The sequence below is a fragment of the Nocardiopsis halophila DSM 44494 genome, from assembly GCF_000341245.1.
Classification (GTDB): Bacteria; Actinomycetota; Actinomycetes; order Streptosporangiales; family Streptosporangiaceae; genus Nocardiopsis_A; species Nocardiopsis_A halophila.
The window spans coordinates 46,183-66,259 of record NZ_ANAD01000018.1 but is presented as its reverse complement, the minus strand read 5'-3'; the positions used below and the strand labels follow the sequence as shown (position 1 = coordinate 66,259).

Sequence of the window (20,077 nt, the reverse complement as noted above, 5' to 3'; positions counted from 1 at the left end):
AGACGTTGCCCGGCTNGAACGCGGCGACGCGCTCGGGCCACTCCTCGACGAGCTCAGGGCGGACGGGGAACTTCACCGCGATGAAGATCATGGCTGGCCTGCCTTTCCGATGCGGATGCGGACGGGTCGTCCACGGCTCCGGCGGCTGGGCGGAAGGGCCGACGGGGCGCGACCGCTCCGCGGCCCGCGACGGCGTGGCCGTCCCTGGCCTGCACGTGCCGTTCGCCGCCATGCTGCCCGCCCGGCCCGGCCGACGCGACCGCCGCCGCGCGGGATTCCGGCGGTGCCGGAAACTCCATCGCGTGCCCGGCCCCTCCCCGTGCCGGCTCCGGTCCGCGGGAAGCGGGGCCTTCGGAGGCCTTCGGCCCGGCGTGCGATGTCCGCTGGAGTAGGGGAGCCTTCGGCGGCCGCGGCCGCCTTGGGCGGGCGGCTGGAGGCCGTCCAATACCGGGTCGCCGGTCAGGGGTCAGAATCCGGGCCGGGCTTGCCCCCAGAGGCTTGACCAGCGGGCTGGCCTGGCCGGACGGGTGTTTCGCCACCGTTCCAAGGACACCGTCGGCGAGTTCGGCGGGTCTCACTCCGGGCGCAGGCCGGCCAAGCGGGAGGTCCGGGCGGTGGCCAGGGGCGGAACGATCAGCTACGGCACGATCAGGGACACCCATCCCGCCGAATCCGCCAACGGTGTCCTCTCATGGACGTGACCCGGCATGCTGTGCACGCCCGGTCGTCCGACGGCCGCTCAGACGGCGAAGCGTGCCGCCGCCCGGTGCAGGACCTCTTCGATACGCGGGCGCCGGTCCCGGTACTCGTGGGTGGGCAGGGACACCGAGAGCGCCCGGGCCTCGGCGCCCTCGGTCGGCCCGCCCAGCGGGACGGCCAGGCAGGAGTAGGCGTCGTCGGCCTCGCCCACCGAGACCGCGAGACCGGTCCGCCGCACCCGGGCCAGTTCGGCCTCGAACGCGTCCCGGGCCGTGATGGTGTGCGCGGTCAGGCGCGCCATCCCGTGCCGGTCCAGGTAGCGGGTGCGCGCCGACCGGGGCAGGGACGCCAGGAGGGCCTTGCCGTGGGCGGTGGCGTGCGCCCGGCGCTCGCGCGCGACGACGAACGGGTCGGCGCCCTCCTCGGGCGGGGCGGTGCTGTCGACGACGGTGATCTCCCCGCCCTGGAAGACGGTGAAGTAGGCCTCGGCCCCGGTGGCCTTGCGCACGGCCGGGAGCAGGTCGCGCATGGCGGAGGCGGTGCGCACCTGGCTGCCGTAGGCGCGGTGCAGGTGCGGGACGCGCGGCCCGAGCGCGTACCCGCGCGGCGTGCGGACCACGTGTCCGCGCTCGGTCAGTGGGCCCAGCAGGTGGTACACGGTCGACAGCGAACAGCCCACTCTGCGGGCCAGTGCCTTGGCCGACACGGGACCGGAGCCCTCGGCGACGGCGTCGAGGAGGTCCAGCGCCCGTTCCACCGAGCGCGGCCCGTCCGATGCGGTCATACCGGCCTACCTTCTCAAGTCTCCTCTGCGCGTTCTCGCTGAGCGGTTCGTCCGGGGCCCGTGGCCCGGTCCCGGCGTGGCCCGGGAGACGGTGCGGACCCGGTACGGGGCTCCGCCCGTGGCGGCCCGGCGCCCTGCGGGGGGCGGCGCCGCAGGGCGCCGTGATGCGGATCCGGCAGTGCGGGGCGGCGCGGTTCAGTTCGGCCCCGCGCGGTCCGGTACGGGCCGAAGCGTCGGTACAGGCCCGTACAGGTCTGCGCAGGCCTGTGCAGGGCCCTGTCGGACGCGTGGCGCCTCCTCTTAAGCGTACGTCCCGTCGGCGCGTGAGGGCGGACACGCCCGATCCGAAGGGGCGAGTCCAGGGCCCGCACCCCAAGAGGTATCGGAAATCCGATGTCGGATAGAGGGATTCCTATTGGTCGCCCGTGCATCCGCAGGACTACGGTCGTACCCGCAACGCACTGACACTGTGTGCGCAAGGCGTCAGGCCGACGAATGACCGACGAACGGCCGGCGCCGCCGAACAAGGGGGGACGAGACCGATGGCCCGCATTCTCTTCGTCATGACCGGATCCGACCACTGGACGCTCACCGACGGCACCCGGCACCCGACCGGGTTCTGGGCCGAGGAGTTCCTCGCGCCCTACAAGGCCTTCACCGCCGCCGGACACGAGGTCACCGTGGCGACGCCCGGCGGGGTGGTGCCGCCCGTCGACAAGGGCAGCCTGGCGCCGGAGGCCAACGGCGGGCAGGAGGGCGCCGACGCGGCCGCCGCCGCGATCGAGGCCGCCCCCGAGCTCCGCTCCCCGGCCGCTCTGGAGCAGGTCGCCGCGTCCGACTACGACGCCGTGTTCTACCCCGGCGGCCACGGCCCCATGGAGGACCTGGCGGTCAGCGGCGACTCGGCCCGCGTCCTGACCGACGCCCTCGCCTCCGGCCGTCCGCTGGCCGTCGTCTGCCACGCCCCGGCCGCGCTCCTGGCCACCGAGGGCGCCGAGGGCGGCTCCCCGTTCGCCGGCTACCGCCTCACCGGCTTCACCAACGCGGAGGAGACCCAGGCGGGCCTCGCGGACAAGGCCCCCTGGCTGCTCCAGGACCGCCTGGTCGCACTCGGCGCGCGCTTCGAGGAGGGCGAGCCCTGGCAGCCCAACGTGGTCACCGACCGCAACCTCGTGACCGGCCAGAACCCGGCCTCGTCCGAGCCCCTGGCCCGCGAGGTCCTGGCCCGGCTGGGCTGACCCGTGAGCGCCGACCGCCGCGGCTCCCAGGACCGCCGCGACCGCCCGGGGCGCGGGGAAGGGGCCGACCGCCTGACGGAGGTGCTGGACGCCGCGTTCGCCTGCCTGGCGCGCTACGGCGCCCGGCGCACCACCATGGACGACATCGCCGCCGAGGTGGGCGTCTCGCGGTCGGCGCTCTACCAGTACGTCCGGAACAAGGACGACGCCTTCAGGCAGCTGGCCGAGCGCCTGCACGGGCGCGCCTCCGAACGCGCCCGGCGGGCGGCCCGCGCGCGCGGCGGGGCGGCCGACCGCGTGGCCGGGGTGCTCGGGGCCAAGCTCGACCTGGCCCTGGAACTGCGCGGGCACTCCCCGCACACGGTCGAGCTCATGGACGAGCACGCACGCGTGTTCGGCGACGTCTGCGCCCGCTTCACCGGCGACATCCGGGAGCTGCTCGTCGCGATCTTCACCGAGGCGGGAACCGCCGGCGGCGTCACGCCGGAGGACGCCGCCGACTCCTGCCTGGCCCTGGCCGTCGGACTGGAGCGGCACTCCGCCGCGCAGCGCCTCATCGGCCCCGCGGCCCGTGTCCTCGCCGAGGGCCTGGCGGCCCAGGGCGGGCAGGGCCGCTGAACCCGTCCCATCCCCAGAGTGAACATCCCCGCAGTGAACAGATACGGAGGAACCCATGCCGACCAAAGGCCGTGAAGTCCACCTCGTGAAGCGCCCGGTCGGGGAGCCCGTCCCGGGGGACTTCTCCCTCGTGGAGACCGAGGTGCCCGACCCGGGCCCCGGCCAGGTCCTCGTCCGCAACGACTGGTTCTCCGTCGACCCCTACATGCGCGGGCGGATGAACGACGTCAAGTCCTACGTCCCGCCGTTCGCCCTGAACGCCCCGATGGACGGCGCCGCCGTCGGGACCGTCGTGGCCTCCAACGCCCCGGAGGTCCCCGAGGGCACCGTCGTCCGCCACGGCCTGGGCTGGAGGGAGTACGCGGTCCTGGACGCCTCGGCGGCCGACTCTGTGGACACCTCCATCGCGCCCGCCCAGGCCTACCTGGGGGCGCTCGGCATGACCGGCCTGACCGCCTACGCGGGGCTGACCGAGGTCGCCCCGGTGCGCGAGGGCGACGTGGTCTTCGTCTCCGGCGCCGCCGGGGCGGTGGGCTCGGTCGCCGCGCGCATCGCCCGCCACCACGGGGCCTCCCGGGTCATCGGCTCGGCCGGGGGGCCGGAGAAGGCGCGCCGCCTGACCGAGGAGTTCGGCTACGACGCCGCCGTGGACTACAAGCGCGGCGCCCTCGAAGAGGACCTGAAGGAGGCCGCCCCCAAGGGGATCGACGTCTACTTCGACAACGTCGGCGGCGACCACCTGCGCGCCGCCATCGCGCAGCTGCGCGTGGGCGGCCGGGTCGCGATGTGCGGGGCGATCTCCCAGTACAACGCGACCGAGCCGGTCCCCGGCCCGGACAACCTGGTGCTGGCCGTCGGCAAGCGACTGACCCTGCGGGGGTTCATCGTGACCGACCACATGGACCTGGGCCGGGAATACGCCGGCCTGGCCGCGCGCTGGCTGTCGGAGGGCACCCTGCCCCATGAGGAGACGGTGGTCGAGGGCATCGACAACGCCGTGGACGCCTTCATCGGGATGCTCAAGGGTGCCAACACCGGCAAGATGCTCATCCGTCTCGCCTCGGCCTGACCCGGGGCGGGCCAAGCAGGACAAGCAGGAGCGGAACGGGGTGCGTCCGTCCGGCCGCACCCCGGCCGCGAGATCAGCCGCAGAGTCAGAACAGCCACAGAGTCAGAGAGCAGGTCAGCGAATGATCGACGTGACGCTCAATACCGGCGCGGCCATGCCGCAGCTGGGCTTCGGCGTCTGGCAGGTGCCCGACGACGACGCCTACACCGCGGTGAAGGCGGCCCTAGAGGCGGGTTACCGGAGTATCGACACCGCGCGGATCTACGAGAACGAGGCCGGGACCGGGCGCGCGCTGCGCGACTCGCAGATCCCGCGCGACGAGCTGTTCGTGACCACCAAGCTGTGGAACTCCGACCAGGGCTTCGACGAGACGCTGCGCGCCTTCGACGCCAGCCTGGAGCGCCTGGGCCTGGACCACGTGGACCTGTACCTGATCCACTGGCCGGTCCCCGAGCAGGACAAGTACGTCGACTCCTGGAAGGCGATGGAGCGCCTGCACGCCGAGGGGCGGGCCAAGGCCATCGGCCTGTCCAACTTCACCGAGAAGACCCTGGGCCGCCTCCTGGCCTCGGCCGACGTGGTGCCGGCGGTCAACCAGATCGAGCTGCACCCGCACCTGGCCCAGGACCGCATGCGGGAACTGGGCGCCGAGCACGGCATCGCGACCGAGGCCTGGAGCCCGCTGGGCCAGGGCAAGGAGCTGCTGGGCGAGCCGGTCCTCACCGAGATCGGCGCGGCGCACGGCAAGTCCCCGGCGCAGGTGGTCCTGCGCTGGCACCTCCAGCGCGGCACCATCGTCATCCCCAAGTCGGTGACGCCGTCGCGCATCAAGGAGAACATCGACGTCTTCGACTTCGAGCTCTCCGACGAGGAGATGGGCCGGATCGGGACCCTGGACTCGGGCAGCCGCCTGGGCCCGGACCCCGACGAGATGAACTGGCTGGGCTGAGGCCCGGTCCGCCGGACCCCGGGTCCGGCTTCGTTCCCGGCCCGGTCCGGCGCTGAGGGGGCGCCGGACCGGGCCGGGCCCCGTCCAGTCACAGAGGGGGCCGGTCGGGCGCGGGTCCCTCTGGCGGAAGCGCCGACCGGCAATCAGGGGGCCGTCGGACTCACTCCTGTGTGCCCCGCCGTCCGTCCCGGGCGCCGCGCTCCCCGGATCCTTCGCGCCGGGACGCGCGCGCGTCGAGGATGGACAGCACCTCCTCGCCCCAGCGCAGGTTCTCCTCCTCGAAGTACCGCCCGCGCAGCAGGGTCAGGAACGGCCCCACGTGGTCGGTCTCGGCCAGGTACTCCTCCTCGGAGCGGCCGGCCAGCAGGCGCTCGCGGATCCGCTCGTAGCGGGCCAGCTTGGCGCGTGCGCGCTCCATGCGCTCCATCACCGAGGTGCGCACCGCGTCGGGGTCGCCGGCGTCCACGGCCTGGAGCTTGACCAGCATCTCGTCGCGGATCGCCGTCGGCTTGGCCGGGCGCCGGGTGAACGCGTGCAGCACCTGGCGCCCCTCCTCGGTCAGCGAGAACACGCGCTTGTTGGGGCGCCGCTCCTGCTCGACCACGCGCGCCCGGATGAGCCCCTCGCCCTCCATCCGCTCCAGCTCCCGGTAGAGCTGCTGGGGGGTGGAGGTCCAGAAGTCGGCGGTCGCGGTGTCGAAGCGTTTGGCCAGGTCGTAGCCTGATGCCTCCCCTTCCAGGAGCGCCGCCATCACCGCGTTTCGCAGAGCCATTCGGTCAACCTACCAGCGGTTCCGCGGGCGGATCCGGGGCGGGAGCGGGCCCGGGGACGGGCCCCGGGACCCGCCGCGCGCCGGGCTCACAGCTCGGCCGCCAGCCGGGTGCCCTGGTCGATCGCGCGCTTGGCGTCCAGCTCGGCCGCCACGTCCGCGCCCCCGAGCAGCAGCGCCTCGGTGCCGGCCGCGCGCAGCTCCTCGTACAGGCCCCGCTCCGGCTCCTGGCCGGTGCACAGCACCACGGTGTCCACCTCCAGCACCTCGTCCCGCCCGTCCACGGTGATGTGCAGGCCGGCGTCGTCGATGTGCCGGTAGGACACCCCCGGCACCATCGCCACGCCCCGGGCGCGCAGCTCGGTGCGGTGGATCCACCCGGTGGTCGTGCCCAGCCCCTTGCCGACCTTGCTGGTCTTGCGCTGGAGCAGGTGCACGCGGCGCGGCGGTGCGGGCCGCTCGGCCTCGCGCAGCGCCCCCGGCCCGGCGTAGCCGGGGTCCACGCCCCAGCGGTCGAAGAACGCCGCCGGGTCCTGGGCCGCCCCGTCGCCCTCGTCGGTGAGGAACTCGGCGACGTCGAAGCCGATGCCCCCGGCGCCCATGACCGCCACCCGCTCGCCGACGCGGGCGGTGCCGCGCAGCACGTCCAGGTAGCCCACCACGCTCGGGTGGTCGACGCCGGGCAGTTCCGGCACCCGCGGCCGCACCCCGGTGGCCACCGCGACCGCGTCGAAGCCCTCGGCGGCCAGGCCCTCCGCCGTGGCGGGCGCGCCCAGCCGGACCTCGACCCCCAGCTCCTCCAGGCGCACCCGGAAGTAGCGCAGCGTCTCCTCGAACTCCTCCTTGCCCGGCACCCGGCGGGCGACGTCGAGCTGGCCGCCGATGCGGTCGGAGGCCTCGAAGAGCACCACCCGGTGCCCGCGCTCGGCGGCCGCCGTGGCGAAGGCCAGCCCGGCCGGCCCGGCGCCGGCCACCGCGACCCGCTTGGGCCGCACCGCCGGGGCGAGCACCAGCTCGGTCTCGTGGCAGGCCCGGGGGTTCACCAGGCAGGAGGTGATCTTCAGGCTGAAGGTGTGGTCCAGGCAGGCCTGGTTGCAGCCGATGCAGGTGTTGATCGCCTCGGGCCGCCCCTGCCGCGCCTTGGCCGCGAACTCGGGGTCGGCCAGCAGCGGGCGGGCCAGCGAGACCATGTCGGCCTCGCCGTCGGCGAGGATGCGCTCGGCGGTCTCGGGGGTGTTGATCCGGTTGGCGGTGGCCAGCGGCACCCCGACGGTGCCCATCAGCTCCTTGGTGACCCAGCTGAAGGCGCCGCGCGGCACCGAGGCGGCGATGGTGGGGATGCGCGCCTCGTGCCAGCCCACGCCGGTGTTGACCATGTCGGCCCCGGCCGCCTCGACCTCCTTGGCCAGCGCCGTGACCTCGGGCAGCGTGGCGCCGCCGGGGACCAGGTCGAGCATGGAGAGCCGGTAGACGATCGCGGTGCCGGGCCCGACCCGCTCGCGCACCCGCCGCACGATCTCCACGGGGAAGCGCATGCGGTTCTCCAGCGACCCGCCCCAGCGGTCCTCCCGTTGGTTGGTGGCGGCGCAGGTGAACTCGTTGATGAGGTACCCCTCCGAGCCCATGATCTCCACGCCGTCGTACCCGGCGAGCCGGGCGAGCTCGGCGGCGCGGGCGAAGTCGTCGATGGTGCGCTCGACCTCCTCGTCGGTGAGCGCGCGCGGGGTGTAGGGGCTGATGGGGGCCTTGAGGGCGCTGGGGGCGACCAGGTCGGGGTGGTAGGCGTACCGGCCGAAGTGCAGGATCTGCATGGCGATCCGCCCGCCCTCGGCGTGCACCGCGTCGGTGACGGTGCGGTGCCGCTCGGCGTCCTCCTCCGTGGTCATCGTCGCCCCGCCCTCGTAGGGGCGCGCCTCGGCGTTGGGGGCGATGCCGCCGGTGACGATCAGGCCGACCCCGCCGCGGGCGCGCTCGGCGTAGAAGGCGGCCATGCGCTCGAAGCCGCCGGGGGCCTCCTCCAGGCCGACGTGCATCGACCCCATGACGAGCCGGTTGGGCAGCCGCAGCGGGCCCAGCTCGATGGGGGAGAAGAGGTGGGGGTAGTCGGGCATCGGCCGCCTCCTCGGTCCGGCTCCCGCGCGGGAGCGCTACTCGCAATGTTGCTATTCAGAAAATTGAATATACAGCAACACGCATGGGGGAGGGGCGGGGGAGCCCGGTGCCCGTCCGCGGGCACGGCCGCCTCACGGACCCGGGCGGCCGCCCGTCGCCGGTGTTCCGTGCCCGAGGGGCGCGCGGCGCCCTGCAGGCGCGTTCAGAGCTTCAGCTCGGGTTCGGGCAGCGAGCCCGGGGGACGGCACACGACCCGCAGCCGCACCGCGCCCCCGGCCTCCAGTTCGGCCAGCGCCGTGCCCTCGGCGCGGCGGAGGGCGTCGGCGACCTGCGCCGCCACCTCTTCCGCGCGCGCGGGATGGAAGTGCGGGCCGTAGCGGAGCTCGACCTCCACGCGCAGCTCCGGCGGGGAGGACGACCGGTCCAGCACGGTGCGGGCGTAGGGCAGGCCGCCCAGCGTCCGGTCGAACACCCGCCGCACGCCGGAGGCCCACTCCACGGCACGCACGTCGGGCAGCCCGGCCAGCACCGCATTGAGCACGGCCGGGAACAGCAGCCACTTCCTCCGTCCCCTCAGCTCCAGGGCGATGGCGTTGCCGCGCTTGCCCAGGAACTCGAAGGCGGGTGTCGGCCTGCACCCGTTCTTGCGCCGCAGCACCAGGTCGCCGGCGTCGTACCGGATCATCGGCTGCATCTGGACGAACGGGTGGAAGGCGGTCAGCACCAGCCGACCGGGCCCCTCGGCGACCGGCGTGTCCGACCCGGGCTCCAGGACCTCGCCGAAGACGTGCGGGTCCAGGTGGAACAGGTCGCACGCCGCGCAGCGCGAGGCACCGCCGACGACCTCGGTCAGCGTGAAGCGGTCGGTCACCGGGCACCCCCAGGCCGAGGCGAGGAACCGCCGCCAGTGCGGGGCCGCCGCACCCCCGGCGACCGACACGCCGCGCAGGCCGAGCGCCCGCGGGTCGATGCCCTGCTCCATCAGGTGGCCGGTCAGCAGGAGCACATGGTTGACCAGGCCGCTCAGGAACTCCACGCGAGTGCGGAAGCCGGGCAGGTCGTAGCGCGTCGTGAGGGCGCGGACGGTCTCGCCCAGCAGAAGGTCGTCGGTGACGCCCGAGGACAGCGACAAACCCGGCGCCGGCAGTCGGAGCGGCGTGCCGTGGTAGGCGTTGGGCAGGTTCAGCGAGATGGGGCGCGGGCCTTCGTGCGCCAGGGGCGCCGTCAAGCGCTCGAAGTAGGCCGCCAAGAAGTCGGATTCCTCGACCGAGCGGCGCACCGGCAGAGGGGTCCCCGTGCTGCCCGAGGTGTGGCCGAGCGCGCTGAGCACCACGTCGTCGGCCACGAACCGCGCGGGCGAGGCGGCCACAACGGCCCGGTACAGGACCGGCAGACCCCTCAGCAGTTCGGAGGGCGACCCCAGGCGCCCTTGGGGCAGCGACCAGGCGGCGTACTCAGGGTGCTCCCGGTACCAGGGCACGTGTGCGCGGGCGTGCGTGATGGTCCGGTGGGCCAGCGCCGCGTGCAGGGCGTCCAGGAAGCGCGCGGGGACCTCGCCCTCCAGCGACGCCAGGGAGAACAGGCGGGCCAGTCCTCCCGGGTCGACGTCCTCCATGTGCGCCAGGCGGTCGCGCACGAGGAGCGGGGCGTCGGCGTTCTCGGCGTTCTCGGTGTCCGGGGAGGGGCGGGGGCCGCTCGGGCCCCCGCCCCGGCTCCGCTCCGTCACCGGCGCTGCAGCCCTTCCGCCAGGGCCTTGGCGGACGACTCCGCCGACACCTCGGCGACGACCTCAGCGGTCACCTGGGCGGCCAGGGCCCGGGTCTGGTCGCTGTCCAACTGGGCCTTGCTCTCGCCGATCGCCCGCTCAGCGACCGAGACCAGGTCGTTCATCTCGCTCAGCATGTCCGGCTCACCAGTCCTTTCCCTGTCTCGACGACTCCCGTGGGCGGGAGTCCCGTCGGTTCTTCATCCGCCCCTGCGCGGGGGCGTCGCGGGGTCACCTGGTGCGCAGTCCCGGCGGCAGGTGGTCCCACAGGTTGAGGTGGACGAGGTGCCAGCGGTCGCGCCGCCACTCAAGGCCGCACAGTCCGGTGTTGTAGATCCGGAAGCACACCGCGTCGGTCCCCGCCGCCAGACGCAGGAGCGTCTTGATCAGTCCGCCGTGGCTGACGGCCAGCACCGCGCCCCCGTCCTCGTCCCGCGCGCGCTCGGCCGATCGCGCCAGCCCGGTCAGGGCCGACCGGGCCTGCTCCTTGAACCCCTCATAGGCCTCCCTGCGCTCCTCCTCGCTCGCCGGGCCGCCGGGCGTCCGCACGCGGGCCAGCCCCGCGGGAACCGGCTCCGGCGCCGGGGGCAGGTGCGCGGCCACATGGAAGGCGGCCTCGCGCAGGTCCTCGCGCGTCTCCAGGCCGGCCCCCAGTAGCGCGGCCGGATAGGCGGCGGTCTGGCGCGCCCGCAGCAGCGGGCTGGTGTACACGGCGGCGATGCGCAGCCGACGCGTGCCGTCGACCCGGGGGCCCGCGGCGAGCCAGCGCCCCAGCAGCAGGGACTGGCGGTGGCCCAGGACCGTCAGGGCGCTGTCGTCGTCGCACCCGGGGGTGAGCTGCCAGAGCGACTGCCCGTGCCGGGCGATCAGGATCCGCGCACCGCCGCCGCTCATGTCCACGCCATGCCGAGCGCCCGGGCCGCCCTCCTGTACTTGGAGTCGGCGACGTAGTCGACGCCGAAGCGCTCTTGGAGCAGGTCGGACAGCACGCGGATCAGCCGGGGCACCCTGGGGTCGCGCGCCATGTCGGCGTCCAGGCGCGGATAGACCGGGAACTCCACCTCGGAGAAGGAGGCCTCGGTGGCCTCCGGGTCCGGGGCGCGCAGGTCCACCACGCGGGCGCGGTCCATCGTGCAGCGCAGGGCGTCGCGGCCGTCCACCCACACGAAGAAGGGGTGCCGGAACTGGCGCAGGCGGATCGCCGGGAACAGGTCGTCGCCGGTCAGTCCGGTGGCCTTGCGCAGGTGCACGCCCGGCTGGTCGATGTCCTCGCGCGCCAGAAGCCGCTGGACCACGGCCGCGGCCTCGGGCGAGTCCGGCTGCAGCTGGACCGTCCGCTTGTCCTGGCCTTCGAACGAGTAGCGGTGGTCGCGTCGGACACCGTGCTCGTCGGCCCCGAACTTGAAGGCGCAGAAGGCGTGCGTCTTGATGTTGCACGTGGTGCGCAGCACCATGTCGCCGCGGAGCAGCCGGTGGTCGGCGGTGTCGTAGTAGACGCCGGTGTTCATCCGGGGCTCGGTGCGCGCGTAGCTCTTCTCGGCGATCTCGGCCCCCTCGACCAGGGAGCCGATGGCGGCCTTGGTGTCGTCCAGCCAGGCGTAGTAGTCGGTGTCGGAGACCGACTCGGGGAAGTCGAGCTTGACGCCGAGCTGGTTGAACACGGCGAAGCCCCCCTCGCGGGAGTACACCGGTTCGCCGTCGGGGACGCGCAGCTCCGGGGCGCCGTCCCCGCGCGCGCTCACCGCTCCTCCTTCCGGGTCCGCATGATCGCCTCGCACAGGGCCTCCAGCTTCTCGTCCAGCACCTGCGGCGCGAACATCGCGTTGCCCGTCGGGTCGTAGGTCGCGGTGTTGCTGAAGACGCTCGCGAAGTTCTTCTGCCGGGGTCCGCGCAGCACCAGGGTGCAGGTCATCGCCTCGCGCGGCAGGACCACGCGGTGGATGCGGTGGTAGCTGAGGCGGTAGGCGCCGCCGGCCTCCTCCTCCGACGGCTCGGTCTCGCGCAGCGGGGTGCGCCCCAGTGCCCGGTAGAAGTTGCCGACCGTGGTGTCGCCGCGCTTCTCGGGGATGTACTGGTACTCGCCGTACTCGGTGCCCGAGGCGTCGCGCACGAAGTTCTGGGAGACGAGCCGGCCGGTCAGCACGGACGACCAGAAGCTGAACCGGTGGTCGTGGATCTGCTCGTCCAGGGCCTCGGTGGTGCTGTACGGCGGGCGCCACAGGTGCAGGGTCAGCCGGTAGGAGCGGCGGTCGCCGGTGTCGGCGAGGACGATCTTGTCGAAGTGGTTGGTGTGGTGGTAGGAGCGCCCGGCGATGCGGGCCAGGAGCGGAGGCGAGTCCTGGACCTCGCGCAGCAGGCGGAGCACGTTCCTGGGAGCGGCCAGGTGCCGGATCAGGTCGAGGTTGGACAGGCGCACCGGCCCGGAGTCCTGTACGGGGAGTGTGCCGATGGCCTGGAGCGCGCGCTCGTATACGGGGGTGTCCCGCGTCATCGGTTGTGTCGTCGGAGAAGCCATGCCCCCTCCAAGAGGATGGTGGCGTGGTCGTCCCCGGCCGGGGGGAAGGGGAGAGGCGGACGTCGGCCCGCCGCGGCTGCGGGCGCCCTCTCCCCGTTCCCTGTCGGCCTGGGAGCGAAGGGGACTTGACCCTAGGTCCGTCCGGGGCGCCGTTCTAGGGGCCACGGGATGTTCGGGAACAAGGTCACCCGAGGTGGGGACGCTGGTCGTCCCATCGGGCCAGGAGCAGGCCGATGAGGTCGTCGCGGCTCAGTCCGGCCGTGCGGGCGCGCCTCACGAGGTCGTCGGCGGCCGAGCTCAGCGGATCGGCGGGGGCGGGCGGGGTGACGAAGGTCCCCCGGGTGCCCCGCCCGTCCAGGACCCCTTCCCGTTCCAGCTCGCGGTAGGCGCGCGCCACCGTGTTGGCGGCCAGGCCCAGATCGGCGGCCAGGCGCCGGACCGGGGGGAGGCGGTGCCCGGGGGGCAGGGCGCCGGCGGCGATGAGCCCGCGGATCTGCTCGCGCACCTGCTCGTAGGGCGGGACGTGGGAGCGGGGATCGACGGTGATCATCATCGCGCGCCGCCGCCCGTGCCGCCCGTGCCGCCGGTGCCGCCGGTGCCGCCGCCCGTGCTTCCGCTCGTCCCCCCGTCCGCAGGGGACGGGGCGGGGCCGGCAGGGAAGCCCTGCGGCCACAGCCGGTCGCGGTACCGCCGCCCCGGGCCGGCCAGGTCGATCGCGACGGCGGCCGCGATGTAGGCGAGGGCGGCGGCGAAGGTCCCGCCCATCAGCAGCACGGCGGCGGGGTTCTGGATGACCATGGCCCCGCTGACCGTTTCGGTCGCCAACACGCCGACGATGGCCGCGGCGAGGGCGCACAGGGCGGTGGAGGCGGCCAGCAGGGCGCGCAGCCGGTAGGCGCGCACGGCGTCGTCGGCGGCGAGCTCGTAGGGGGCGGCGGCGGGGCGGGGCGCGGCGATGAACCGCCCGGCCAGCAGGGCGGTCCCGGCGGCGATGACGGGGCCCGCCGCGGCGAGGAGGACGAGCACGGGCCAGTCGGCTTCCGCTGTGTCGACGCGCCCGGTTCCGGCGAAGGCCAGGAGCACCCCGAGCGCCGCGACGGGGAGGAGCCCTGCGGCCGCTGCGCCCCAGCGCGCGGCCGGAGGGACGTAGTCGTCCACTGAGGGCAGGAACGGCCGGGCGACGCGGGGAGAGCCGTCCTGGCGGGAGGCCGTCGCGCGGACCACGGGGATGACGGCCCCCGCCGACCGCCCGAGCAGGTAGGCGGCGACGATGGTGGCCGCCCAGGCGTTCTCGTGGCGCAGCTCGGGCACCGCGAGTCCGGTGCCGAGGGCGGCCAGGATGAGCACGGCGCAGGTGGCCGCCGCGGCGGACTCGTCGCCGTACAGGCGCCGGGCGAGCCACGGTCCGGCGTAGGAGGGGGGCAGCCCGGCCCGCGCGACGAAGCGCCGCACCGGCTTGACGGCCGGGGGTTTCAGGCTGGACGAGACGGACTGCGACACGCTGAGGAAGACGACGGCGAGGGCGATCCAGGTGGCCATGGGAACTCCTTGTATTGCTCTTGTATCAACGTAGCAGTACAAGATGAGGCGTCTCTACCTGTGGTGCCTCGTCGGCGCCGCTCAGTGCTGCCGGTCGGTCTCCCTCCGGGCGCCCGCATCCACGACAAGGCCACCCGGACGCCCTTCGTCGATCGTCCGAACCGGGCAGCTGCTCCCGCACCGGAATCGGTGGAGACCATCCTGTCCATTGAGGCGTTTCACCCGATGGTTCGGCGCTCAGGGGGTGTCGCCGAGTGTTCCCGGGCCCCGAAAATGGATGCTTGCGTCGGTCCGGGCGATTTCCCACTGAGAACGAGCCGCAGGATCTGTGGAAGATAACGCGTACTTCAATAGGAACCGCCTGGCCTGTGCTCGTCCATGATGTCGGCCATGACCTGGGATATGGTGGATCCAGGGCCGTGGTCGTCGGCCAAGACCCGCATGGCGCGTTCGCCGAGCCGCTGGTCCTCCCGATCTTCGAGCTTCTCCCGCATGAACATGGGGACGAATGCGCCGACGGGTTCGCCGTCCCGGGTCACAACGGTGACCTGCTCATCGTTGACTGCGGCGCTGACGATCTCGGCGAGCCCGGCGCGGAATTCGCGGATGCTGATCCGATTGTCCATGCGGCGCATATAGGCGTGGCGGGTACACGCAGGCGGCCCGAAGCGCGAACCACCGGGTCCGGCAGGACCGCCGAGGCACCGGCGCCGTCCGGGCACAATGGGGGCATGTCCCGCACCGACCGGCCCGCCTCCGCGCGCGGGCGCTCCGCGCCGAGCTGGACCGAGACCGCGCTGCGCCGCCGCCCCGCCCAGCGCCGCAGCAGGGAGCGGGTCGAACGGCTGCTGTGCGCCTGCGCCGAGGTGCTGGAGGAGACCGGGCCGGCCGGGGTGACCACCACCGAGGTGGCGCGCCGCGCCGACATCCCCATCGGCACCGTCTACCAGTTCTTCACCGACAAGGACGGCCTCGTCCGCGCGCTGGCCGCGCGGAACATGGAGCTGTTCACCGAACGCCTCGCCGAGTGCCTGGACGCCGCGGGCCGCGCGGGCGCCGCCGACTGGGCCTCCGTGGCTCTGACCGCCGTCGACACCTACGTCGAGATGCGTCGCACGGTCCCCGGCTTCGGCGTCCTCGACGCCGACCCGGACCCCGGCTACGACCCCCGGGCGTGCCCCGCCCGCCCCACGACCGGGCGGACGGGTCCCGGCGCCCGCGACGACCGGGTCTCCGACACCCTGCTGGCGATGGGCCTGGCGGTCACCGGGACCGAGCCCGCCCCGCAGGTGGAGCGCCGCGTGCGGGTCGCGGTGGAGGCGGCCGACGCCGTCCTCTCCCTGGCCTTCCGCGCCGACCCGTCCGGTGACGAGACGATGATCGGCGAGTGCAGGGCCCTGCTGCGCTCCTACCTGGCCGAAGCCGACTCCGACGCGCCCGCTTGAGAGCACCGCACTCCGCCACCGGACGGAGCCTGTCACGGAGCCGGCCACAGGGCCGACCACAGGGCCCGCTACAGTGCCGGCCACAGGGGCGACCGGGGCCGGCCGGACTCACCCCCGCGACGGAGTGGTGAGCAGGGGCAGGACCACCTCGTCCACGACCTCTTCGACCACGTGGTCGGGGATCGGCGTCCCGTGGAACAGGAAGTGGTGCCGCATGACGGCCTGGCCCGCCTCAAGGCGCCGGGGGGTGAGGGCCTTGGAGGAGATCTCGCCCCGGTCCACCGCGCGCTCCGCGACCCGGCGGATCTGGGCCACCCCCGTTCCCCGCGACGCCGACCGGATCTGCCGGGCGGTCTCGTCGTCGAGCAGGACCTCGCCGAGCACCCCGCGCATCGCCTCCCCGGCGGGCCCTTCCAGCAGCCGCGCCGTGCTGCGGAAGAGCTCCAGCAGGTCGCCCCGGAGGCCCCCGGTGTCCGGCGGGTCCACGTACTGCGGCAGCACGTGGTACACCGCGTCCATCACCAGGCGGCCCCGGTTGGGCCAGCGCCGGTACAGCGAGGCCTTCCCGGTCCGGGCCCGCTCGGCGACGCGCTCCATGGTCAGCCGCGCGTAGCCGACCTCTTCCAGCTCGGCCAGGACCGCCTCGAAGATCGCCGCGTTGAGCGCCTCACCGCGTCGGCGCGGGCGCTTGCGCGGGTCCTCCCCGGACGCGCTCTGCGGCGTGTTCTCGGGTTCTTCGGCGCCTTGGGTGCCCACGGGATCGGGCCGCCTTTCGGGTCGCTGGCCGGTCCGCGGAGAGGGGAACGGCCGCCTTCGCGGATCAGGTTCAGGTGCAGTACGGCCGCTGCGGTACGGCCTCGGCGCGGGGCCCGGGGCGGCGCCGCCCGGCCGATCGGGCCGTGCCGGACCGGCCGCCGAAGCCGCCCCTGCCGCGCCGGTCGGTCTCATGCACCGCCGGCTCCTGGGGATTCTACGGACGGCTCCGGGGCGTCCGCGGTGACGCGGCCGGTGTCGCCGTCGACCCGCACCGGTGCCCCGTCGGTCAGCGCGCCGGTGCCGTCGCCGGTCCCCATGACGGCCGGGATGCCGTACTCGCGGGCCACGATCGCCGCGTGCGAGCCCGCCCCTCCGGAGTCCACCACCACGGCCGCCGCGCGCTGGAACAGCGGCGTCCAGGACGGGTTGGTGTAGGGGCACACCAGCACGTCCCCGGCCCGCATGCGCCCGAACTCCGAGGGCTCGCGGATGATGCGGGCGGTGCCGGAGGCGGTGCCCCCGCCGGCGGGGGCACCGGTCGTGAGCACTTGCGCGCCCGCGTCCCCGGCGCCCTCGCCCCGGCCCCGGGACGCGGTCCGGTCCGGCAGTTCGAGCATGGGGACTCGGGCCAGGGAGTCGCGCTTGGCGGCCCGTCGGCGGACGGTCGCGCGCAGCCGGGCGGCCTCTCCGGGCGGCAGGCCGGGGAGCGCGGTGATCCCGTCGAGCTCTTCCAACCGCAGGTGGAAGACCTCGTCCCGGGACTCCAGAACCCCTTCGTCCACGAGGCGCCGCCCCGTCTCCAGCAGCGCGCTCCGCAGGATCGGCAGCGCACGGGTGAAGTGGAAGTGGGTGTCCTCACGGAAGGCGACCCCGGCGCGGAAGCGCTCGACCAGCCGGGTCGCCAGGCGCCGGGCGCGGGGCCGGGAGCGCAGCAGGGGATGGTGTGTCACCCGCTTCAGGGACCGGCGCGCGCGCTCGGACTCTCCCTCGGCCCCGTCCTTGGCCCCGGCCTTGGAAGGGCGCTGCGGCGGCTCGGAAGCCAGGAGCTTCACCAGCCCGAGCACCGTCTCGGGTGCCTCCTTCCACGTCGGTGAGGAGGCGTAGACGGCGGAGGTGGTCTCCCTGTGCCCATAGGCGGCCATGAACGCGTCGAGCCGCTCGGCGAAGGGGGCCATGAGGGGGTCGCTCTCTACCGACTCGGCCAGCTCCAGTGGCGTGCGGGTGGCGAAGGCCTTGGCGAGACCGGGGTCGCCGCGCACCGTGGCGGCCAGGTCCTCCAAGGCGCGGTTGGCCTTCTCGGTGCAGGTGAGCGCCCCGAAGGCCAGGTCGCTCGCCGAGACCGGGCGGCCCAGCAGCGCCAGCATGACCTGCACGCGGATCAGGGCCAGGACCATGCTCGGCAGGTAGTCGGTGCGCAGGGCGGTCATGACGGGGATGAGCCCCAGCGCCTGCCTGGGCCGCTCGCGCAGCTCGGACCAGGGGGCGTCGGCGACCGGGCGGGCGGACAGCTCTTCGACGGCCTTCTCCCACCGGTCGAAGCGCGGGTCCTCGGTCCAGCGGTCGGCCGGGAACCGGCGCGCCTTGGCGGCCAGCCGGAAGGGCGCGGTGAGGGTGCGCGCCGTCGGCCGCGGTGTGGGCGGCAGGAACCGCACCACCACGCCGTCCTCTTCGGGCAGGATCTCGCGCAGGGCGGGCAGGCGGGCACCGGCGACCCCCTTCAGCATCCCCGCGACGAGGCCGTCCACGAGTTCGGCGGTCCAGGTCGTCACGTCGAGCGGGTAGGGCCGCGTCTGGAACATGTCCAGGAGGATGGGGCCCACGCGCCTCTGGACCGCGTTCAGCCGCACCGGCTCGGGCGGCACCGCGGTCATCGGCCGCGCCTGTAGGAGCAGCACCCGGCCCCCGGCCACGGCCCACTCGATGTCCATCGGGCGTCCCCAGTGCCCGGCGACCCTGCGGCACAGGCGGGCCAGTTCCTTAAGGGCCTCCGGGGCCATCCGCCCGGGGGCGCCGCCCTCCTCGTGCACGACGCCGCCGTCGTCGGCCGCGCGTACGACCACCTCCCCGCGGCCCTCCCGGTGCTCGACCACCGCGCCGCGCCCGTCGAGCACGTAGTGCTCGGGGGTGACCATCCCGGAGACGACCGACTCGCCCAGCCCCCGGCCCGCGTCCACCCAGACCCGGTCGCGGCGCCCGGTGACCGGGTCGGCGGTGAAGGCGACCCCGGCCCACTCGGCGGGCACCATCGCCTGCACCGCCACCGCTATGCGCACGTCGGGGGCGTCCATGCCGATGCGGCGCCGGTAGGCGATCGCGCGGTCGCTCCACAGCGACGCCCAGCAGCGGCGCACGGCGTCCAGCAGCGCCTCCTCGCCGACGACGTTGAGGTAGGTGTCCTGCTGCCCGGCGAACGCCGCCCCGGGAAGGTCCTCGGCGGTGGCGCTGGACCGCACGGCCACGGGGCCGCCGCCCATCCGCGCGTAGGCCGAGCCGATCGCGGCGCGCAGCTCCTCGGGCAGGGCGGCGTCCTCGAACGCGGCGCGCACGGCGGCCCCGTCCGGGTCCCCGGGGCCGTCCGCGCTCCCGTCCCCGTGTGCGGGCGCCTCCAGGTGCGCGCGGACCACCTCCTCCAGCCCGCCCTCGGCCACGGCGCGCGCGTAGGCCTGCGTGGTGACGGCGAACCCGTCGGGCACGGGCAGCCCCATCCGGACCAGCTCGCCCAGGTTGGCGGCCTTGCCGCCGGCCGTCTCCAGGTCCGTGCGCCTGAAGGCGGACAGCGGGGCGACCAAGGCGCTCCCGGGGCGTTCTGGGGCGCCGGAGGCACCGGGGGCACCGGGCGCGCCTGCGGTGCCGGCGGGCCCAGGGGCCACGGCGGTCGCGGGGGTGTGCGGTCGGGTCATGGCGTCTCCTCGGTCTCACTACCGGTATTCCCCCGAACGGGGGAGGGCGGCGGCGCGTGCGCCGTCTCCCGCAGGGGGAGCGCGGGCAGCGCGATGCACAGCAGCACGGCCGCCCCCATCAGCGGGGCGGCCCAGGCGAACAGCGGGGGCAGGGCGCGGCCGAACGCCTCGGCGACCGCGGCCTGGTCCGCGGCCGGGAGCGCCGCCACCGCCTCGGGCGACAGCGACGAGGCGCCGCCGACCCGCTCGGCGGTCGGCGCCGGCAGCAGCGCGGCGAAGCGCAGGTTGAGCAGGGCACCGGTGAGCGCGGCCCCGGCCGAGGCGCCCACCTGCCGCCAGAAGACCACGGCGGCGGTGGCCGCCCCCAGGTCCTCGCGGGGCGCGGCGTTCTGCGCCACCAGCGTGGTGACCTGCATGACCAGGCCCAGGGCCAGCCCGAGCAGCGCCAGCAGCCCGGCCACCTGCAGCGGGGTGCTGTGCGGCCCGAGCGCCCCCATGGCGGCCAGCACCGCGGCCGCGGCGGCCGTCCCGGCGACGGGGAAGGCCCGGTACCGCCCGGTGCGGGTGATCATCCGCCCCGAGACCACCGTGGTGGCCAGCATGCCGCCCATGAGCGCGATCATCACCGTGCCCGCCTGCGAGGCCGACGCCCCCAGCGCGACCTGCACATAGGCGGGGACGTAGTTGGCGATGCCGAACAGCGCGAAACCGACCAGGAAGGCGACCGCGACGGCCGGGGCCACCGAGCGGTCGCGCAGCAGCCGCGGCGGCAGGACCGGGTCGGCGGCGCGGCGTGCGGACACCGCCCAGGCGGCGGCGCCGCAGCCGAGCAGTGCGGCCGCGGCGGGAACCGCCCACGCCGGCCGGTCGGGCCAGCCGGGCGCCGAGCCCAGCAGTGCCAGCCCCACCACGGCGGCGG

General features: G+C 74.7%; 19 protein-coding genes. 5 read left to right on the top strand and 14 right to left on the bottom strand.

Going from position 1 to position 20,077, the window contains the following annotated elements:
• Positions 1-739 precede the first annotated feature (739 nt).
• Complete coding sequence (locus D450_RS0102390; RefSeq protein WP_017537086.1) at positions 740-1,483, bottom strand: IclR family transcriptional regulator; 744 nt, start codon at positions 1,481-1,483, stop codon at positions 740-742.
• Positions 1,484-2,025: 542 nt separating this feature from the next.
• Here D450_RS0102390 and D450_RS0102385 point away from each other — a divergent pair.
• The 4 genes from D450_RS0102385 (at position 2,026) to D450_RS0102370 (ending at position 5,357) form a co-directional block, all read left to right on the top strand.
• Positions 2,026-2,721, top strand: coding sequence for a type 1 glutamine amidotransferase domain-containing protein (locus tag D450_RS0102385; RefSeq protein ID WP_017537085.1), 696 nt, complete (start codon positions 2,026-2,028; stop codon positions 2,719-2,721).
• A 3-nt stretch (positions 2,722-2,724) separates the two neighbouring features.
• The gene (locus tag D450_RS29255; RefSeq protein WP_017537084.1) at positions 2,725-3,339 is read left to right on the top strand and encodes a TetR/AcrR family transcriptional regulator; all 615 of its coding nucleotides are present in this window, start codon (positions 2,725-2,727) and stop codon (positions 3,337-3,339) included.
• Between the two features lie 55 nt (positions 3,340-3,394).
• Positions 3,395-4,408, top strand: a complete 1,014-nt coding sequence (locus tag D450_RS0102375) for an NADP-dependent oxidoreductase (RefSeq protein ID WP_026124295.1) — start codon at positions 3,395-3,397, stop codon at positions 4,406-4,408.
• A 121-nt stretch (positions 4,409-4,529) separates the two neighbouring features.
• A complete protein-coding gene (locus D450_RS0102370) occupies positions 4,530-5,357 on the top strand; it encodes an aldo/keto reductase (RefSeq protein ID WP_017537082.1) in 828 nt (275 codons plus the stop codon).
• Between the two features lie 160 nt (positions 5,358-5,517).
• On the opposite strand, the gene D450_RS0102365 is transcribed toward D450_RS0102370, so the two are convergent.
• The 10 genes from D450_RS0102365 to D450_RS0102320 form a co-directional block, all read right to left on the bottom strand.
• Entirely contained in the window at positions 5,518-6,129 is a 612-nt protein-coding gene (locus D450_RS0102365; RefSeq protein WP_017537081.1) for a PadR family transcriptional regulator, read from the bottom strand.
• A gap of 86 nt (positions 6,130-6,215) precedes the next feature.
• Positions 6,216-8,237 carry an NADPH-dependent 2,4-dienoyl-CoA reductase gene (locus D450_RS0102360; protein WP_017537080.1) on the bottom strand — a complete coding sequence of 674 codons (2,022 nt, stop codon included), beginning with the start codon at positions 8,235-8,237 and terminating at the stop codon, positions 6,216-6,218.
• A gap of 203 nt (positions 8,238-8,440) precedes the next feature.
• Positions 8,441-9,964 carry a phenylacetate--CoA ligase family protein gene (locus D450_RS0102355; RefSeq protein ID WP_017537079.1) on the bottom strand — a complete coding sequence of 508 codons (1,524 nt, stop codon included), beginning with the start codon at positions 9,962-9,964 and terminating at the stop codon, positions 8,441-8,443.
• Entirely contained in the window at positions 9,961-10,140 is a 180-nt protein-coding gene (locus tag D450_RS0102350; RefSeq protein ID WP_017537078.1) for a hypothetical protein, read from the bottom strand. Before D450_RS0102350 ends, D450_RS0102355 begins: the two co-directional genes overlap by 4 nt.
• Before the next feature lie 94 nt (positions 10,141-10,234).
• The gene (locus D450_RS0102345; protein WP_017537077.1) at positions 10,235-10,897 is read right to left on the bottom strand and encodes a histidine phosphatase family protein; all 663 of its coding nucleotides are present in this window, start codon (positions 10,895-10,897) and stop codon (positions 10,235-10,237) included.
• On the bottom strand, positions 10,894-11,745 hold the full coding sequence (locus tag D450_RS0102340) for a hypothetical protein (protein WP_017537076.1): 852 nt from the start codon (positions 11,743-11,745) through the stop codon (positions 10,894-10,896). The genes D450_RS0102345 and D450_RS0102340 overlap by 4 nt, the downstream gene beginning before the upstream one ends.
• Complete coding sequence (locus D450_RS0102335; RefSeq protein ID WP_017537075.1) at positions 11,742-12,494, bottom strand: hypothetical protein; 753 nt, start codon at positions 12,492-12,494, stop codon at positions 11,742-11,744. The genes D450_RS0102340 and D450_RS0102335 overlap by 4 nt, the downstream gene beginning before the upstream one ends.
• A gap of 208 nt (positions 12,495-12,702) precedes the next feature.
• Entirely contained in the window at positions 12,703-13,071 is a 369-nt protein-coding gene (locus D450_RS0102330; protein ID WP_394296809.1) for a GntR family transcriptional regulator, read from the bottom strand.
• Positions 13,068-14,057, bottom strand: coding sequence for a hypothetical protein (locus D450_RS33865; RefSeq protein ID WP_026128339.1), 990 nt, complete (start codon positions 14,055-14,057; stop codon positions 13,068-13,070). Before D450_RS33865 ends, D450_RS0102330 begins: the two co-directional genes overlap by 4 nt.
• A 347-nt stretch (positions 14,058-14,404) precedes the next feature.
• On the bottom strand, positions 14,405-14,683 hold the full coding sequence (locus D450_RS0102320; protein WP_161631136.1) for a type II toxin-antitoxin system prevent-host-death family antitoxin: 279 nt from the start codon (positions 14,681-14,683) through the stop codon (positions 14,405-14,407).
• Between the two features lie 105 nt (positions 14,684-14,788).
• Between D450_RS0102320 and D450_RS0102315 the strand changes: the two genes are divergently transcribed.
• Entirely contained in the window at positions 14,789-15,502 is a 714-nt protein-coding gene (locus tag D450_RS0102315) for a TetR family transcriptional regulator (protein WP_017537072.1), read from the top strand.
• 108 nt (positions 15,503-15,610) lie between these two features.
• On the opposite strand, the gene D450_RS29250 is transcribed toward D450_RS0102315, so the two are convergent.
• The 3 genes from D450_RS29250 to D450_RS35110 form a co-directional block, all read right to left on the bottom strand.
• A complete protein-coding gene (locus D450_RS29250) occupies positions 15,611-16,258 on the bottom strand; it encodes a TetR/AcrR family transcriptional regulator (protein ID WP_017537071.1) in 648 nt (215 codons plus the stop codon).
• Between the two features lie 188 nt (positions 16,259-16,446).
• Positions 16,447-19,158: a PEP/pyruvate-binding domain-containing protein gene (locus D450_RS0102305; RefSeq protein WP_152520785.1), complete on the bottom strand. Its 2,712-nt coding sequence runs from the start codon at positions 19,156-19,158 to the stop codon at positions 16,447-16,449.
• Positions 19,155-20,069, bottom strand: a complete 915-nt coding sequence (locus D450_RS35110) for an MFS transporter (protein ID WP_017537069.1) — start codon at positions 20,067-20,069, stop codon at positions 19,155-19,157. The genes D450_RS0102305 and D450_RS35110 overlap by 4 nt, the downstream gene beginning before the upstream one ends.
• Between the last annotated feature and the right edge of the window lie 8 nt (positions 20,070-20,077).

What these genes read in the sequence shown, in the direction of transcription:
- D450_RS0102345 (WP_017537077.1), bottom strand. Translation starts at nt 10,897, where the DNA reads ATGAGCGGCGGCGGTGCGCGGATCCTGATCGCCCGGCACGGGCAGTCG.
- D450_RS0102350 (WP_017537078.1), bottom strand. Translation starts at nt 10,140, where the DNA reads ATGCTGAGCGAGATGAACGACCTGGTCTCGGTCGCTGAGCGGGCGATC.
- D450_RS0102360 (WP_017537080.1), bottom strand. Translation starts at nt 8,237, where the DNA reads ATGCCCGACTACCCCCACCTCTTCTCCCCCATCGAGCTGGGCCCGCTG.
- D450_RS0102365 (WP_017537081.1), bottom strand. Translation starts at nt 6,129, where the DNA reads ATGGCTCTGCGAAACGCGGTGATGGCGGCGCTCCTGGAAGGGGAGGCA.
- D450_RS0102335 (WP_017537075.1), bottom strand. Translation starts at nt 12,494, where the DNA reads ATGACGCGGGACACCCCCGTATACGAGCGCGCGCTCCAGGCCATCGGC.
- D450_RS0102385 (WP_017537085.1), top strand. Translation starts at nt 2,026, where the DNA reads ATGGCCCGCATTCTCTTCGTCATGACCGGATCCGACCACTGGACGCTC.
- D450_RS0102320 (WP_161631136.1), bottom strand. Translation starts at nt 14,683, where the DNA reads ATGGACAATCGGATCAGCATCCGCGAATTCCGCGCCGGGCTCGCCGAG.
- D450_RS0102330 (WP_394296809.1), bottom strand. Translation starts at nt 13,071, where the DNA reads ATGATGATCACCGTCGATCCCCGCTCCCACGTCCCGCCCTACGAGCAG.
- D450_RS0102370 (WP_017537082.1), top strand. Translation starts at nt 4,530, where the DNA reads ATGATCGACGTGACGCTCAATACCGGCGCGGCCATGCCGCAGCTGGGC.
- D450_RS0102315 (WP_017537072.1), top strand. Translation starts at nt 14,789, where the DNA reads ATGTCCCGCACCGACCGGCCCGCCTCCGCGCGCGGGCGCTCCGCGCCG.
- D450_RS0102390 (WP_017537086.1), bottom strand. Translation starts at nt 1,483, where the DNA reads ATGACCGCATCGGACGGGCCGCGCTCGGTGGAACGGGCGCTGGACCTC.
- D450_RS33865 (WP_026128339.1), bottom strand. Translation starts at nt 14,057, where the DNA reads ATGGCCACCTGGATCGCCCTCGCCGTCGTCTTCCTCAGCGTGTCGCAG.
- D450_RS0102375 (WP_026124295.1), top strand. Translation starts at nt 3,395, where the DNA reads ATGCCGACCAAAGGCCGTGAAGTCCACCTCGTGAAGCGCCCGGTCGGG.
- D450_RS0102305 (WP_152520785.1), bottom strand. Translation starts at nt 19,158, where the DNA reads ATGACCCGACCGCACACCCCCGCGACCGCCGTGGCCCCTGGGCCCGCC.